This is a genomic window from Acinetobacter kyonggiensis, assembly GCF_900107285.1.
Taxonomy (GTDB): Bacteria; Pseudomonadota; Gammaproteobacteria; order Pseudomonadales; family Moraxellaceae; genus Acinetobacter; species Acinetobacter kyonggiensis.
In genome coordinates this window covers 36,430-52,471 of record NZ_FNPK01000012.1, presented here as the reverse complement: position 1 = coordinate 52,471, position 16,042 = coordinate 36,430, and the positions used below count along the sequence as shown (strand labels likewise).

13 protein-coding genes and 1 pseudogene are annotated in these 16,042 nt (G+C 39.3%); 11 read left to right on the top strand and 3 right to left on the bottom strand.

Features of this window, described 5'->3' with window-relative positions; translation table 11 throughout:
- Nucleotide 1 precedes the first annotated feature (1 nt).
- From BLV99_RS10945 to BLV99_RS10935, 3 genes and pseudogenes are all read right to left on the bottom strand, one after another.
- The gene (locus BLV99_RS10945; protein WP_086184176.1) at nt 2-643 is read right to left on the bottom strand and encodes a TerD family protein; all 642 of its coding nucleotides are present in this window, start codon (nt 641-643) and stop codon (nt 2-4) included.
- A gap of 30 nt (nt 644-673) precedes the next feature.
- Nucleotides 674-871 (bottom strand): annotated as a pseudogene (locus tag BLV99_RS10940) (tellurium resistance protein TerY); the annotation flags it as partial.
- 158 nt (nt 872-1,029) lie between these two features.
- Nucleotides 1,030-1,662, bottom strand: coding sequence for a tetratricopeptide repeat protein (locus BLV99_RS10935; protein WP_244516304.1), 633 nt, complete (start codon nt 1,660-1,662; stop codon nt 1,030-1,032).
- Between the two features lie 697 nt (nt 1,663-2,359).
- On the opposite strand from BLV99_RS10935, the gene ribBA reads away from it, so the two are divergent.
- The 11 genes from ribBA (at nt 2,360) to BLV99_RS10880 (ending at nt 16,040) form a co-directional block, all read left to right on the top strand.
- Entirely contained in the window at nt 2,360-3,481 is a 1,122-nt protein-coding gene (gene ribBA, locus BLV99_RS10930) for a bifunctional 3,4-dihydroxy-2-butanone-4-phosphate synthase/GTP cyclohydrolase II (protein WP_092690550.1), read from the top strand.
- 11 nt (nt 3,482-3,492) lie between these two features.
- Complete coding sequence (ribH, locus tag BLV99_RS10925) at nt 3,493-3,963, top strand: 6,7-dimethyl-8-ribityllumazine synthase (RefSeq protein ID WP_004649641.1); 471 nt, start codon at nt 3,493-3,495, stop codon at nt 3,961-3,963.
- A 3-nt stretch (nt 3,964-3,966) separates the two neighbouring features.
- Nucleotides 3,967-4,416 (top strand): transcription antitermination factor NusB, encoded by a 450-nt coding sequence (nusB, locus tag BLV99_RS10920; RefSeq protein WP_004649642.1) that lies wholly within the window; start codon nt 3,967-3,969, stop codon nt 4,414-4,416.
- A 20-nt stretch (nt 4,417-4,436) separates the two neighbouring features.
- A complete protein-coding gene (gene thiL, locus BLV99_RS10915) occupies nt 4,437-5,354 on the top strand; it encodes a thiamine-phosphate kinase (protein WP_092690548.1) in 918 nt (305 codons plus the stop codon).
- Nucleotides 5,332-5,859: a phosphatidylglycerophosphatase A family protein gene (locus tag BLV99_RS10910; RefSeq protein ID WP_092690545.1), complete on the top strand. Its 528-nt coding sequence runs from the start codon at nt 5,332-5,334 to the stop codon at nt 5,857-5,859. The genes thiL and BLV99_RS10910 overlap by 23 nt, the downstream gene beginning before the upstream one ends.
- A gap of 22 nt (nt 5,860-5,881) precedes the next feature.
- On the top strand, nt 5,882-7,246 hold the full coding sequence (gene glmU, locus BLV99_RS10905; RefSeq protein ID WP_092690542.1) for a bifunctional UDP-N-acetylglucosamine diphosphorylase/glucosamine-1-phosphate N-acetyltransferase GlmU: 1,365 nt from the start codon (nt 5,882-5,884) through the stop codon (nt 7,244-7,246).
- Nucleotides 7,247-7,258: 12 nt separating this feature from the next.
- On the top strand, nt 7,259-9,097 hold the full coding sequence (glmS, locus tag BLV99_RS10900) for a glutamine--fructose-6-phosphate transaminase (isomerizing) (protein ID WP_092690539.1): 1,839 nt from the start codon (nt 7,259-7,261) through the stop codon (nt 9,095-9,097).
- 802 nt (nt 9,098-9,899) lie between these two features.
- Nucleotides 9,900-10,703 (top strand): TnsA endonuclease C-terminal domain-containing protein, encoded by an 804-nt coding sequence (locus BLV99_RS10895; RefSeq protein WP_092690537.1) that lies wholly within the window; start codon nt 9,900-9,902, stop codon nt 10,701-10,703.
- Nucleotides 10,690-12,810 carry a Mu transposase C-terminal domain-containing protein gene (locus BLV99_RS10890; protein ID WP_092690534.1) on the top strand — a complete coding sequence of 707 codons (2,121 nt, stop codon included), beginning with the start codon at nt 10,690-10,692 and terminating at the stop codon, nt 12,808-12,810. Before BLV99_RS10895 ends, BLV99_RS10890 begins: the two co-directional genes overlap by 14 nt.
- On the top strand, nt 12,807-14,489 hold the full coding sequence (locus tag BLV99_RS10885; protein WP_092690532.1) for an AAA family ATPase: 1,683 nt from the start codon (nt 12,807-12,809) through the stop codon (nt 14,487-14,489). Before BLV99_RS10890 ends, BLV99_RS10885 begins: the two co-directional genes overlap by 4 nt.
- Nucleotides 14,490-14,513: 24 nt before the next feature.
- Nucleotides 14,514-16,040, top strand: a complete 1,527-nt coding sequence (locus BLV99_RS10880) for a TnsD family Tn7-like transposition protein (protein ID WP_092690530.1) — start codon at nt 14,514-14,516, stop codon at nt 16,038-16,040.
- Nucleotides 16,041-16,042 lie beyond the last annotated feature (2 nt).

The following is a 16,042-nucleotide window of genomic DNA, read 5'->3' as shown; positions in this document are numbered from 1 at the left end:
TTTAGACGTATTTTTTTAACCATTCTACAAAATTATCAGATGCAGAAGATGAACCTAGCGCATTAAATTTCCAGCCATTACTTTCACGAACCAATTCTGCAAACAATAATGAACGTTGTTGATCGTATTGATCTTTTCCTGACAAATTAAAACGCACCATCTCTTTACCAGAAGCATCAACTGCACGAATAAATGCATTCTGAACTTGACCAAAGTGCTGATTGTTTTTAGCGCCCTCATAAATCTGAACAATAAATACAATCTTGTGATAATCATTAGACAGTGAATTTAACTTCACAATAATTTGTTCATCATCTCCATCACCGGCTCCTGTACGATTATCTCCGGTCAGCCAAATATCACCTGAACGATGTTTTAGATTATTAAAAAAAATTACATCACTGTTTTTAAGCGTTGGATTTCCTGACGAATCACGTCCTACATCTCGGACTGTATCGTTTGCATCACATAAAAAAGCAACCACATCTAGATCATATTCGGCAGGTTGCTCACTAAATAACCCCCCTAAAAAACGCTTCTTTTGTGCTGCAATATCCCAACCTAAACCAATCGTCACTAAAGACAAATTATGTTGTGATTTTTCAAGACTTAAACCTTGCCCTTTGGCTAATGTGATCGCCATTATTATTTCCTTTGTATTATTGAATTTTAATTAGAGTACAACATTTACTTCAGGTGGTGGCGGTGGTAAATCATTCAATCCACTCACTTCTTTCTGACCAGCATCAACTTTCTGACTGCCCGTAGAAATACTTGCAGAAACCCATTTAAAGAAGGCTTTGATGGTATTGGTATCGGCAGTTGCCAACTCGACCACAACTTCAGTGATTTGCTTTAAAATTGAAGTATCGGTACACCACTTAACATCTAATGACAAAACTGAAAAGTGAATGTGTTATCCATTATTTTCATAAATCACCTGAATCCTGCTTAAACATAATAGATTAACCGCCACTAGAAAACCTAGTGGCGGTTAATATCATTATTCGGTTACTTTAATGTTAAATTTTATTTAAAAAATTTTTCATTGGCTAAAATACGTTCCTTTTGTGAAGTCGGATATTTATTGTCTATAATCATTTTTTGTATTGCTGCCTTACCCGCAGTTTTATAAGCAATACAATAACTCGCTGCAACAGCAAGTTCGTCCAAAGCACGCCACTCATACACACTGGCATCCACAAATAATTTATCTTGCGGTAGAGTAATATTTGCCGCCTGCTGCGCAAAATAACTCGCCAAATCAAAAAGGTTCTTTCCTCTATAGTATCGTGCTAATTCATATAGTGGCTCTGCGCGTTGCTGCCGAGCAACCCAACTTTGTAGATACTCTTTGTAGATAATTTCTTCACTTAGCCCCAGACGTTCAGCCATTTGGGCCGCACGAAATTGCGCCATCCAGCGTTCTTCTTCCCAACCGCCTGCACTGGCTCTTTTTAAGTAAAACTCACGACTTTTTTCTAGCATTTTTGCATCACGATAACTCTGGGCTAAATAAAATAAATAGCGCAAATTATCAGGTTCGTCCTGCAAACCTTGCTCCAGTAATGCAATGTCCTTTAAATAAGTATCGGCAATTTTTGCTCGTGCACCATCATGCTTCTGTACGATTAAAGCCAAAATTTTTCTAAGGACGTTCATACAACTATCCGAATATATCTTTTAAATAGTCCTGAATAAGCTCCTGAGTACCATCACTAACCCGTATCCGAAATACACCAAGAGTCTATCCATGGCTTTACAGAGGCTAAACATCTTAAAATAACATGAGCTTCATTTTTGACCATCATATTAAGGCGAATATGCATTTCCATTAAATTCAAAATCTCCTCACTTATATAACCAACACAAAAACATACATTAAATTAATGCTTTATCAACTTATAAGACACTTTGCAAACCAATTTACAAAGTGCCTTTTGCATCCCTTAAATTCTAAAACTTAAAAGATAATTTGATCGTTATTCAATAAATCTTGCAGATTTGTATCGACATTTTTTAAGATCAGTAAATCGACTTTTCCTGTAAAGGCTGTACCATCACGGTCAGTAGCGCATATGCTTATGCTGCGTTTTATACAAAAACAGCTCAAAATCGGACAAACCCTGATCATTTTGCATAAGCTTGTCATTATTTATGCATTTCAAATGTTTAAAGATTAGTCACAATCTGGTCTTTTAAAATAAAGCCCTCTTTTCAAGCATTCTACTACTGTGTATAACAATGGGCAGTTTAGGGAAAACTGATAAGCATAGGCAAAGGACGTCAAAACACGTTAGACTATGCAACAATCAATACAAGCAAAATGTCGTTTGAGACAAAAAGAAGGTGAAGATTGATGCCGCTCAATACCGTTGAAGAGCTCGTAGCAGATATCCGTGCAGGAAAAATGGTCATCCTGATGGATGATGAAGATCGTGAAAATGAAGGTGATTTAGTTATTGCTGCGACACATGTACGTCCAGAAGATATCAACTTTATGATCACGCATGCACGTGGTTTAGTTTGCTTAACGCTTAGTCGCGACCGTTGTCAGCAACTAAATCTTCCGCTTATGGTCGATGCGAACGGCGCACAGCATGGTACGAATTTTACACTTTCTATTGAAGCAGCAGAAGGTATTTCAACAGGTATTTCACCTGCTGAACGTGCGCATACCATTCAAACGGCTGTTGCAGCTCATGCTAAACCTGCTGACATTGTTCAGCCGGGTCATATTTTCCCACTCATGGCACAACCCGGTGGCGTACTGCACCGTGCAGGTCATACCGAAGCTGGTTGTGACTTATCACGTCTTGCAGGACTTGAACCGGCCTCTGTAATTTGTGAAATCATTAATGAAGACGGCACTATGGCACGTCGTCCAGACCTTGAAGTTTTCGCAGAAAAACATGGTTTGAAAATAGGCACCATTGCGGATTTAATTCATTACCGCATGACCAATGAACAAACCGTTGAACGTATTGATCAACAAACCCTAGACACTGAATACGGCACTTTTGATTTGTATCGTTACCGTGAATTGGGTAATCCAGATATTCATTTGGCTTTAGTGAAAGGTCAGCCTGCTGAGGGCGTGACGACGGTTCGTGTCCATGGCTTTAGTCCAGTTCGTGATTTATTGAAACTCAATAAACAAGATGGTGAACCTGCATGGAACTTAGACCGTGCACTAAAAGAGATTGCCAACAGTGATCGCGGTGTTTTGGTGTGGATTGGTCAACGCCATTTACAAGATTTGGGTCCTGCTTTAAGCAACTTAACGGCACCAAAACCAAGCAAATCAAATGCAGCACTTTCTCAGCAATATCAAACGATTGGTGTAGGTGCACAAATTTTACGTGATTTAGGCGTTGAAAAGATGAAGCTACTAAGCTCACCTTTACGTTTTAACGCACTATCAGGCTTTAATTTAGAAGTGGTGGAATATATCACCGCAAATCAAACAACAGAGAAATAATCGAGGTTGCTATGGCAGTTCGCCGTATTGAAGGTATGTTACATCTCGCGAGCGAAGGCCGTTACGCGATTTTAGTGGGCCGTTTTAATAGCTTTGTGGTCGAACATCTATTAGAAGGTGCAATTGATACATTGAAACGTCATGGTGTATCAGAGGATAATATTACCGTTGTTCATGCACCGGGCGCATGGGAACTTCCTGTGGTTGCAAAAAAACTTGCCGCTTCAGATCGTTTTGATGCGATCATTGCACTGGGTGCTGTGATTCGTGGCAGCACACCTCACTTTGATTTTGTTGCTGGTGAATGCGCTAAAGGTTTAGGCGTTGTTGGTCTAGATACTGGCTTACCAGTGATTAACGGTGTACTTACTACGGATAGTATTGAACAAGCGATTGAACGCTCTGGTACAAAAGCAGGTAATAAAGGTGGCGAAGCTGCCCTTACTGCAATTGAAATGGTTAACTTGTTAAAGGCTATTTAAAGCATGTCGCAAACACTTCAAGCTACTTATGCAGCGAAACGTAAAGCACGTCGCTTTGCTGTACAAGGAATTTATGAATGGCAGATGAGCCACAATCCCGTCCATGAGATTGAAGCACGTACGCGTGTGGAAAATGCCATGCACAAAGTGGATCTCGGCTATTATCATGAATTGTTAACTCAAGTGGTTGCCAATCATGAAGCATTGGATGCGCTCCTAATCCCTGTGCTTGACCGTGAGCTTAATGCCTTAGATGGTGTTGAGCTGGCAGCACTTCGTCTAGGCGCATATGAACTCAAAGATCATCTTGAAATTCCATATCGCGTTGTTCTAGATGAGTCCATTGAGCTTGCTAAACACTTTGGTGGTGCTGACAGCCATAAATACATCAATGGTGTATTAGACCGTTTAGCAACCAGCTTACGTGCAGCAGAAAAGCAACAAGCCGACTAATTTTTCAGTAGATTTGTTGTATGGCTGAGTTTTCCATCATTGACACTTATTTCAATCGACAGAATCGAAATGCTGTCGACTTAGGTGTCGGTGATGACTCAGCCTTGCTCACCCCCCCACCCAACCAACAATTGGTCATCTGTGCCGATACTTTGGTTGCCGGTCGACATTTCCCTTTAGACACCACTCCGCATGCCATTGGCTGGAAATCTGTTGCCGTCAATTTATCCGATATTGCCGCAATGGGGGCCAAACCGCACAGCATTTTACTGGCCTTGAGCTTACCCCAAATTGATCATGACTGGCTCAAAGGCTTTAGTCAGGGTTTATATGATTGTTGCGATCAATTTGGCGTCAGTTTAATTGGTGGTGATACCACGCAAAGTCCACACCTCACTCTTTCAGTGACCGCACTAGGTTGGGTTGAATCGGGTCAAGCCGTAACACGTTCAGGTGCGCAAATAGGTGACTATATTTGTGTCAGTGGGCACGTTGGTGATGCTGCTTTTGCTTTACAGCATCTCGGTCATGTACTACAAAAGCGTTTGGATTACCCGACACCGCGCTGTCAACTCGGACAACAGCTTAAAGGCTTAGCCTCAGGCATGATTGATGTATCGGATGGTTTAGCCCAAGATTTAGGTCATATTCTCAAAGCATCTCATGTCGGTGCTCAAATTCAATTAGACAAACTTCCAATAAGTGAAGCACTTCATATTTTACCTCAAGAAAAACAATGGCATCACGCTTTAGCGGGTGGCGATGATTACGAATTATGTTTTACCATCAGCCCACAAAATTACGATAAACTTTTGCAACAAAAATTAGATATTAATATTACGATTATTGGACAAATTACCAAACAAAAGGGATTAACTTTTGAGCTGGATGGTGCACACTATCCATTACAATTTCATGGATACCAACACTTTGCATAAACCCGCAATCAATTTTAAAAACATGGCTTGGTTCAACCGCTGTATCGTGTTTTGCGGTGTTGGATTTGGTTCTGGACTGCTGCCAAAAGCACCGGGCACCTTTGGTTCTGCTTTCGCATTGCTGTTTATTCCAATTTGGCTGGCACTGGGGTTTTTAAACGCCACATTGGCTATAATTCTTATGTCTGTTGTTGGCATCTATATTTGCGGGCAAACTGCTAAAGTGATGGGGGTTCATGATGATGGGCGTATTGTTTGGGATGAGTTTGCTGGACAATCGATTACCTTTTTACCGCTCATTTATTTAGGGGTCATGAACTGGTATTGGGTCTTGATTGGATTTGCTTTATTTCGTTTGTTTGATGTATGGAAACCTTGGCCTATCAGCGTGATTGATCGTCAAGTTGGTGGTGGTTTCGGCATTATGCTGGATGATATTATCGCTGGCATTTGGGCCGCACTCTGCATCTGCATTTATTTATATTTTGTGATTGGCTTAAGCTAAGCTAAAACTTGTAGGATTGCATATGTCTACTAACGTTATTATTCTTGCTGCAGGTAAAGGAACACGTATGCGTTCAACTTTACCAAAAGTATTACAACCTCTTGCAGGACGTCCTTTATTGGGACATGTGATTGAAACTGCAAAAAAACTCAATGCAGCAAATATTATTACCATCTATGGTCATGGTGGAAATCTGGTTCAACAAGTATTTTCCCAAGAAAATGTAGAATGGGTTGAACAAGCCGAACAACTCGGTACAGGTCATGCTGTGAAAGTGACTTTGCCCGTGTTACCTACGGATGGCGTATCGCTGATCCTCTCGGGTGACGTGCCGTGTATCACTGAGGCGACCTTAAGAAAATTGCTGCAAGCCTCTACAGAAACGGGGATTGGCATTGTGACCCTGACGGTTGATGATGCCACAGGTTATGGGCGTATTGTGCGTAAAAATGGTGAAATTCAAGCCATTGTTGAGCATAAAGATGCCAGCGATGAACAACGCAAAATTAAAGAGTTTAATACGGGTATTTACTGCGTCAACAATGCCAAATTGCATGAATGGTTACCCAAACTGTCCAATGAAAATGCGCAAGGTGAATATTACCTAACCGATATTATTGCCATGGCGATTGCCGATGGTTTAAGCGTGGCTTCGGTTGAACCAGAATTGGCTTTTGAAGTTGAAGGGGTCAACGACCGCGTGCAACTGGCAACGCTGGAACGTGAATTCCAAAACAACCAAGCCAAAAAACTGATGCAGCAAGGCGTACATTTAATAGACCCTGCACGTTTTGATTTACGTGGCCATTTAAGCGTCGGTCAAGATGTTCGTATTGACATCAACGTGATCATTGAAGGTGATTGTGAATTTGGTGATCATGTCGAAATTGGTGCAGGTTGCGTGATTAAAAACAGTAAAATTGCCGCAGGCACCAAAGTACAACCCTATAGCATTTTTGATCATGCCATTGTCGGTGAAAATGCCCAAATTGGACCATTTTCACGTTTACGCCCTGGCGCTAAACTTGCCAATGACGTACATATTGGTAACTTCGTTGAAGTGAAAAACTCCAGTATTGGTCTAGGTTCTAAAGCCAATCACTTCACTTATTTAGGTGATGCTGAAGTCGGTGCAGGTTCAAATATTGGTGCAGGTACGATCACCTGTAACTACGACGGTGCAAATAAGTTTAAAACCATTATTGGCGATTGCGCTTTTATCGGTTCAAATAGCTCACTGGTTGCCCCAGTCCATATTGGCAATGGTGCAACGGTTGGTGCTGGATCGGTGATTACCCGTGATGTTGCAGAAAATAGTTTAGCTTTCGAGCGTTCAAAACAAGTGGCCAAAGAAAACTATCAACGCCCCCAAAAAGTGGAAAAATAAGAGGATTTAAATATGTGCGGAATTGTTGGTGGCGTTGCTGAACGTAATATTATCAATATTTTAATTGAAGGTCTTAAACGCCTTGAATACCGTGGCTATGATTCAGCAGGTGTTGCGCTGATTAATCAAGGCCAAGTTTTACGCGAACGTCGTGTCGGTAAAGTGGTCAATTTAGAACACGCAGTCAATGAAGCAAATATCGAAGGTTCATTAGGCATTGCCCATACACGTTGGGCAACACATGGCAAACCGACTGAAAATAATGCCCATCCGCATATTTCGGGTACAGTTGCAGTAGTACATAACGGTATCATTGAGAACTATCAAGAACTCAAAGATAATCTTGAGTCCCTCGGTTATGTTTTCACCTCGCAAACGGATACTGAAGTTGTCGCGCATTTAATCAATGATGCCCTAAAATCGACGTCTAGTCTTTTAACCGCTGTGCAACAAGTGGTTCCACAACTTAAAGGGGCTTATGCACTCGGAATCGTGCATACAGATCATCCAGATGAATTGATCACGGTTCGTGAAGGCTCGCCACTGGTGATTGGTGTGGGTATTGGCGAAAACTTTATTAGCTCTGACCAATTGGCTTTATTGCCGATCACGAATCGTTTTATTTACCTCGAAGAAGGTGATATCGCACGCTTAACCCGTAGCAGCATTGAAGTCTTTGTTGAAGGTCAATTGGTTCAGCGTCCTGTGAAAGAATTAGATGCAACCGTGAGTACGGTATCTAAAGGCGAATATAAACATTACATGCTCAAAGAAATTTATGAGCAACCCGAAGCAATTCAACAAACCATTTCCCAAGCGCTCAATAGCAATGCATTACGTGCCGATTTCTTAGCCGAAGCAGTTGCCGATTTTAAAAGCATTCAACAAATACAAATCATTGCCTGTGGTACTAGCTACCATGCAGGGATGATTGCAAAATATTGGTTTGAACAACTGATTGATTTACCTTGTCAGGTGGAAATTGCCAGTGAATTCCGCTATCGCACACCGGTCATTGTCAATCACACCCTGTATATCTGTATTTCTCAATCAGGTGAAACTGCCGATACTTTAGCCGCGCTGCGTGATACCCAACAACGTGCGCTGGCAAAAAATTTAAACATTGTCACCATGACCATTTGTAATGTAGCCACCTCTTCAATGGTGCGTGAAACCAAACATAGTTTACTGACTTTGGCTGGACCTGAAATTGGGGTAGCCTCAACCAAAGCATTTACCACGCAGCTTGCCGCACTAATGCTGTTGGTTTTAAAAATTGGTCAAGTGAAGCAAAGTATTGCTGTTGAAAAAATGACGACCATCATTACTGATCTATGGCATACGCCAAAAGTTATTTTAGATACCTTGCAGCAAAATAAAGATATTTTACGTTTGTCTGAATTGTTTGTTGAAAAACAACATTGCCTATTCCTAGGTCGTGGCACAGAATTCCCGATTGCGCTTGAAGGTGCATTAAAGCTGAAAGAGATTTCTTATATTCATGCTGAAGGCTATGCAGCAGGTGAACTCAAACATGGGCCGCTTGCACTGGTCGATAATGATATGCCTGTGGTCATTCTTGCACCGCAAGATGACATGCTGGATAAGCTGAAATCGAATATGGAAGAAGTCCAAGCCCGAGGCGGAGAGCTATTTGTCTTTGCCGATGAAAACAGTGGTATTAAAGGAAAAGACCGTCAACACGTGGTTCATATTCCGAGTATCAGCCCTATTCTTGCGCCGATTGTTTACAGCATCCCCGTTCAATTGCTGTCTTACCATGTGGCTGTACTGCGTGGTACTGATGTTGACCAGCCGCGTAATCTGGCAAAATCAGTCACTGTAGAATAACTTCGGATCAAAAGGTCAGTTTAAATGTTGTGTTCGTATAATTAAGTTTGTATCAAATAATTAAGTTTAGATTTAATTATTTTATTTTGTATATTGATAAAATAAGAAAACAGCAAATCTAACCCTTTAGGTATGGTAGTTCTCTGCCAGATCTAAAGGTTTTTTAATATAAAACAATCTAAATTACCCCCATGCTACAAAAACAAAGTTTTTATTAAAAATACAATATATTCAATAATATATATCTATATAAAACTCTTATTTAACATTCAAAAAGTATCAGTTTTTTAAATTTCCCTTGAAAATATCATTCTTATTTAAGTTGATCTTTGCCTTTCTGAGCAAAAAATCGTGTTTTCAAATGATGGAAATCTGCAAACAAACTTAATTTTGCTCATAATTTAATATATAAAATTTACATACAAACTTAATTTTAAAATTAAAAAATAATGAATTCAAAATATCAATAACTTAGGATAAAAAATTAAACAAACTTAATTAAATTCCCATAATTAGGCACAGTATTTAGTCATAAAAGTATAATTAGATTAAGAAGGAACTATGCTCACTAAGACGTGTGGTGGATGATTTAGCCTATCAATAATGTTTCCCAAGTCCATTAATTGAGTATTAAAATACCCAATTAAAACTTAAGTTATTGAATTATATAAATAATATAATTAAAATCATAAAATTTTGTTTGTGTATAAATGTATTTAAGTTTGTATCTTTTTGCCAAATACAAAGTTACCCCCCTTCAGATACGATTAATTATCAACCAAAACCCACAGGGGTCTTCTGTATGGCAAAAATTATAAAAAACTATGAAGAATTAGTAACGGAAGGGTATGGCCAAGGCCATGGACGCGATTATAAACCTTGTAAAACTGTTCAAAACTTCAGTTCAATTGGTCGCTCTCACAGAGTACAAGGCCGTGTCAGTAAACGTCTTCATCACTTATTTTCTGATCTAGAGCTATCCACTTTTTTACTACTTGATTGGAATCAGAAAGTTACAGATATTCGCGAACATTATCCTTTAGATATCTATGATCTTAACTCTATCTGTTCTCGTTATCGGATGAACAAGGTATCGGTTGATTATATACCGTTTACCCTATCTTCAGATTTTTTAGTTGATTTTGGCAAGTTTCCTATAGCACTTGACACTCTTTACAGCAAAGATCTGAATAAAGCTCATATTATTGAGTCATTAGAAATTAAACGTCGCTACTGGGAAGAAGAGCACAATACGCCTTTCAAATTGATTACTGAAAAAGACATTCCTGCTACGGTACTAGAGAACATTAAATGGCTGTATGTAGAAAAAAATGATCTTGAAATAACAAATCATATGATTGATCAAGCAATTTATTTTATGGAAGAAATTAGCCAATATCCTCAAAGCACATTGATCCTCTTCTGTAACCATACTGACCAAACTCAAAAAATGGGTATCGGAACGACGCTCGCATTGTTTAGAAAACTATTTGCACTGCGAATACTGCAATTTAATCTAGAAATTTCATACTTGGAGCTTAAACTCTCTGATATTCATGCAAGTAATTTGCTCCAGAATGAGAATACAATCCATGCAACTAATTAATTCAGTTTACATCTTGAATTCAACACAATACCGAATACTCAAATTCCTACCTCAATATACGGTATGGATTGCTATTGATAATAAAAATGCATTCCCTGAACTCATTTTGTCCAAGGAAATTCAAACTCTCTCAGATGATCAAAGCCTAATACCAGCACAAGATCCTTATGAATACTTAAAACGATTAAACTTGAGTGAAGATTCTATTCAACTCAAAAAAAGAGATGAAAACTTTTCGATTATTCAAGATCTAATTAATGATGAACACGTTCTTATCAATGCAAAAATTAGAACAGCAAGAATAAAAACTATACATCTGGAAAAAGAGGTATCAATTAATAAAATTTTACGACTCCTGAGACGTTACTGGCAGCGTGGTCAAACTATAAATGCTTTGGTACCAGACTATGAAAACTCAGGTGGAAAAGGCCAAAAAAGAGTTATAGGTAATAAAAAGATTGGTAGACCACGCATCTATGAATCGAGTGAAGGTAAGAATGTCACTGAACAGGTTGAATTGTATTTTAAGAAAGCCATCGAAGAGTATTTATTACCCGTCAAAAAACAATCCATTAACGAAACTTATCTTCGGTTTAAAAATTCATTTTCTAAGCACTTTCATCAAGTGCAAGCCGCAGATATTCCAACGTATGCTCAATTCTATTATTTTTATAATACGCGATACAGAAATAAGAACAATTCCAAGGAAATTCTGACGAATCAGAAAACACTGAAAGATCACAAACCTCTGACTTCAACAGCAACCAAGCAAGCAAATGGTCCTGGTGCACGTTATGAGATAGATTCAACAATTGCGGATATCTACCTTGTATCATCACGAGATCCATCACAGATTATTGGTAGACCTACCGTATATATTGTTATCGATGTATTCAGCCGGATGATTACTGGGCTTTATGTCGGTATGGAAAACAGTTCATTTAACACAGCCATACAATGCCTCAGCGTCGCAATCCAAGATAAAGTGAAATTCTGTCAGAGTTACGGCTTGCAAATACAACCGGAAGACTGGCCTATTTATGGTTTACCTAGCGCCATACTTGCAGACCGCGGTGAACTAATTGGCTATCAAATTGAACTTCTTGAAAAAAACTTTTCGGTTCGAATTGAAAATGCGCCACCGTATCGAAGCGATGCTAAAGGTATTGTGGAGAGGGCTTTCGGAATTATTCAGTCACGCTTTAAATCCTACGATAATATCGGTGTTGTTTCTGGATTCAAGGAAAAAAAGAAAGGCGGACATGATTATCGGCTAGAAGCTTGTCTGACTTTGGAAGAGTTCAGAAAAATCATATTAAGCTGCATCTTATTACGCAATAATTTTGATGTTTTGACGAAATATGATCGCAGTGCTGATATGCCGACTGATCTGCCTTCTATACCCCTTAAACTCTGGCAGTGGGGCCTACAGCACCGTACGGGGATGTTGAGACAAGTGGATAACAAATCACTATATGTTGGCTTGCTACCTAGGATCGATGCCTCATTAAGTGACAAAGGACTTAAAGTCAAAGGATTAGTCTATCAATGTCTGGAAATGCATCAACAAGGCTGGTTTATTCGTAACACGACCAAATCCCGCCCGAAAAAGTTGCGGATTGGTTTTGACCCATACTCAGTAAATACCATTTATGTTTTTTTTGATGAAAATAAATTGGAATACTGGGAAGCCCACTTAAGTGATGCATCACGTCAATATCAGCATCTGACCTGGTGGGAAGCTGAACAAATTCAAAAAGCAATCAAAACTGTTGAAAAACAGCATTCGCAACTAAAGTCTGTAGCCATCAGTGAGTTGCAGGATTTTACTGACAAAATCATTCATGCAGCACAGAGTCGGCAGGCTCAAGTAGGAGTTCATCAACTTTCTAAAGCACAACGTACTCGGGATATCCGTCAGAATAAACAAGAAGCTATCCAAGTGGAACGTGCGGAACATCTCCAGAACAGACCCAGCAATTCTATCCGGACTATCCATCCCAACCAAGACAATTCTCAAATATCCCAATCTGACAGCAGCAATCTGGATTTGACCAGTCAACCAGACTTAATGAGACAATTATTTGAAGAGGACGATGAAGAATGAATAATAATGAAATAGTAGTTAATACATCGATACAAGACATCTATGGGGATAATCCTCTAATTACTAAATTACCGCCTATCCTTGATACGAAGTCAGTCATTAAACACCTACGAGGAAAACTGAAATTTATTCCAGAGCAGCGTTTTTTACCCCAACCAGAAAGAATCCATCTGATTGCTCAGCTGCCTCATGATTTTTTTCAACCACTGACCAAACATCTATCACTGGAACAAAAAATTTCTATCATGATCCGGCAAGGTTACGTGAGTAGAAACATCAATAATGGTGATAGACAAAGGCATTTGCACGCCGCTTTTCAACAACTTGAACCATCGAATGAAAGTTCTTACCGCTATGCACCTCCAGAATCAACTGCGACCAGCATGTCAATTATAGGATGCTCAGGAAGCGGAAAAACAACGACGATGAACAAGATTTTGCGTTATTACCCACAAGTGATTGGGCATAAAGAGCTAGGATTAAAACAAATTGTTTTCCTTAAAATTGATTGCCCGCATGACAGCTCTTTAAAAAACTTATGTTCAAACTTTTTTAGAGCAGTAGATTTAGCGTTAGGAGATACTAACTTCGAGCATCGTTTCACCAGAAGCCGCTTAAATGTGAATGCCATGCTGCAACAGATGAAAATTATCGCAAATAATTATTCTATTGGACTTTTAATCATTGATGAAATCCAGCATTTGAATACAAAAAAATCTGGCGGGGCTGAGATCATTCTTAATTTCTTTGTGACGCTGGTGAATGTGGCATCGATTCCTATCGTGATGATTGGGACACCTAAAGCCAATGAAATCCTGCAAGAAGACTTAAGGTCAGCTAGACGCAGTGCAGGATTAGGCTCTTTAATCTGGGAACCTATGCGCAATGAAGCGCCTATTCCAGATCCTGGCGACCCTGATCAAATGATCATTTCTGAATGGTATGCCTTTACCAACAAGCTGTGGCAATATCAATGGGTTCAACAACCAGCTGAACTGACCGATGAATTAAGAAACACTTGGTATTATTATACGCAGGGTATTCCAGATCTAGTGGTTAAGCTGTTCTGTCTGGTACAAATTCACGCCATCACCATCGGCCTAGAAAAAATCACCTCAGAATTATTTAAAAAGGTCTATGAAGAACAATTACAGCCAGTCCACGACATTTTAGATGCACTGCGTTCAGGCAATCCCGCACGTATTGCACGGTATTCTGACCTAACTATCCCTCAAGTTCAAATTAAAGAATATGTTGAAAAACAACTCTTTAAATCTGAATTAAAAATGAAAAAACAGCATAAAGATTTAGGACCGCATTATTCTACCCTCATTGGTATGCTGACAGCCTTGGGTCACCCGGCTGCTACAATAGAACCGTATGTTACTTCTACATTAAAACGATATCCAAACGAAAAATTACAGGTACTTCTCCAGCATATTTTAGAGATATTAGATAGCTCTTCCACTGAAGATGAACTTGGACAAGATCAGACTATGACTCCAGTAAAGAAGCCAAGAGCATCACGTAAAGTGATGAAAGCAGAGGAATGGAAGAGTACTGAAGCGAATGATTTACGAAATTTTTTCAGTCAAGCACAAGAACAGGAAGTAGATGTGTATGAGCTATTAAAATCATCTAAATATTTGTTTAATCCTATATCTCCGAATGTACATTAAACAAAACTGAGAGGATGAAGCATCATGATCTCAAACTTTCCAATACCATATCCAAACGAATTAATTTATAGCGTGATTGCACGTTATGCAGTTCATAATGGCATTATCAGTCCTAAATATCTCACTGAAGAATTGTTTAATAGCAGAAACTTAACGCCAACCTATGATTTATCCACTCATCTCGATAGATTGGCAAGTTATTTACCTGATCATTATGATGCGCATAGTCTCATTCAAAATCATACATTGTTCCCCCTATTTCAGCCATTTCAACCAGATAGCGTTGTGAATTATGCAGTACAAGCTCTACGAAGTGAGCGCACTCAATCACTGCATACCAGACTGGGAAAAAATGCGTCGCGGATTAAATCTGTGAATTTTTTTCGGTTCTGTCCACACTGCTGGCAAGAACAGATGGAGCAATATGGTGAAGTCTACTGGAAACGCAGCTGGCAGATTACTGGATACGAGTATTGTACAAGGCATCAACAACCTCTTTTTGTAAGCTCTGTCCCTTGCAATGGACTAGACCGAAAATTTTATGTTGCTCATTTAAATGCTCTTAAGGACTCTTCACAGCTCGAATTTAATCCACAGGACTTACATCACCATATCGAGCTTGCAGAACTAATCGAAGAGCTACTCACTCATTCAACCTACATCACTGTGCAAGATTTTTCGATTTTATCGAAGGCCTATTTCAACCTATTGAAAGACAAGGATTTACTATCAGGTCAAAAAAATGTCAACTATGAAAAAGTCCGTCAACTTGTTGTCAATTATTGGGGGGAAAGTTTTCTTCAATACTATCACTTAGGTGATCTGCGGTCTGAGAATTGCTGGCTCAAGAATATCTGCAGAAAACACCGAAAAGCTTTTTCATATCTCGAACATTTGATCCTAATAAGGGCTCTTTCTCCCAAATACAGTCCAATTCACACATATCAACAGTACCTTGATATGGCGACCACAGCTATAGAGGAACAAACCATCACAGTCAATGTGAAACCTGAGATCAATCAAACATTGTCGGAGGATCAACTCAAATGGATACAATTGATTCATGATATGTCAGTCAAACTAGCTCGTAAACATGATGGCGCACTGTACGCACGTTTATATCGTAATCATAAAGACTGGCTGTTACAAATCAATCAAACCGCTGTCATGGCACCACTTTCCCCACCCAAGCCACGTGTCGATTGGAATGTTCGGGATCGTCAGTTTATGAAACAATTGATTAAGATACGTGATGAATTATTAGAAGACTTAGATTCACCACAATGGACCAAAAAAAAATTGATCAAACAACTAGGTCATGTTAGCCTGATTGAGAAAAATTGGCATTTTCTGCCGTTGACCAAAACATTTTTGGAGCGTTACGCTGAGTCAGTCGACTGTTATCAAATACGTCGTCTTACTCGGACCTATATTCATCAACAAACTGAGAATAAGTACTATCCACCGAGCATTTTTTTACGCCTATCCGGATTAAGCCCAGAACGCTTAACGCCAGAAGCACGTCGATTTTTTAATCATATAATGGGGTAAAA

Bases quoted from the DNA above. Each gene is read 5' to 3' on its own strand.
- BLV99_RS10890 (WP_092690534.1), top strand. From the start codon at position 10,690: ATGCAACTAATTAATTCAGTTTACATCTTGAATTCAACACAATACCGA.
- BLV99_RS10880 (WP_092690530.1), top strand. From the start codon at position 14,514: ATGATCTCAAACTTTCCAATACCATATCCAAACGAATTAATTTATAGC.
- ribBA (WP_092690550.1), top strand. From the start codon at position 2,360: ATGCCGCTCAATACCGTTGAAGAGCTCGTAGCAGATATCCGTGCAGGA.
- nusB (WP_004649642.1), top strand. From the start codon at position 3,967: ATGTCGCAAACACTTCAAGCTACTTATGCAGCGAAACGTAAAGCACGT.
- BLV99_RS10935 (WP_244516304.1), bottom strand. From the start codon at position 1,662: ATGAACGTCCTTAGAAAAATTTTGGCTTTAATCGTACAGAAGCATGAT.
- thiL (WP_092690548.1), top strand. From the start codon at position 4,437: ATGGCTGAGTTTTCCATCATTGACACTTATTTCAATCGACAGAATCGA.
- ribH (WP_004649641.1), top strand. From the start codon at position 3,493: ATGGCAGTTCGCCGTATTGAAGGTATGTTACATCTCGCGAGCGAAGGC.
- BLV99_RS10885 (WP_092690532.1), top strand. From the start codon at position 12,807: ATGAATAATAATGAAATAGTAGTTAATACATCGATACAAGACATCTAT.
- BLV99_RS10895 (WP_092690537.1), top strand. From the start codon at position 9,900: ATGGCAAAAATTATAAAAAACTATGAAGAATTAGTAACGGAAGGGTAT.
- BLV99_RS10945 (WP_086184176.1), bottom strand. From the start codon at position 643: ATGGCGATCACATTAGCCAAAGGGCAAGGTTTAAGTCTTGAAAAATCA.
- glmU (WP_092690542.1), top strand. From the start codon at position 5,882: ATGTCTACTAACGTTATTATTCTTGCTGCAGGTAAAGGAACACGTATG.
- BLV99_RS10910 (WP_092690545.1), top strand. From the start codon at position 5,332: ATGGATACCAACACTTTGCATAAACCCGCAATCAATTTTAAAAACATG.
- glmS (WP_092690539.1), top strand. From the start codon at position 7,259: ATGTGCGGAATTGTTGGTGGCGTTGCTGAACGTAATATTATCAATATT.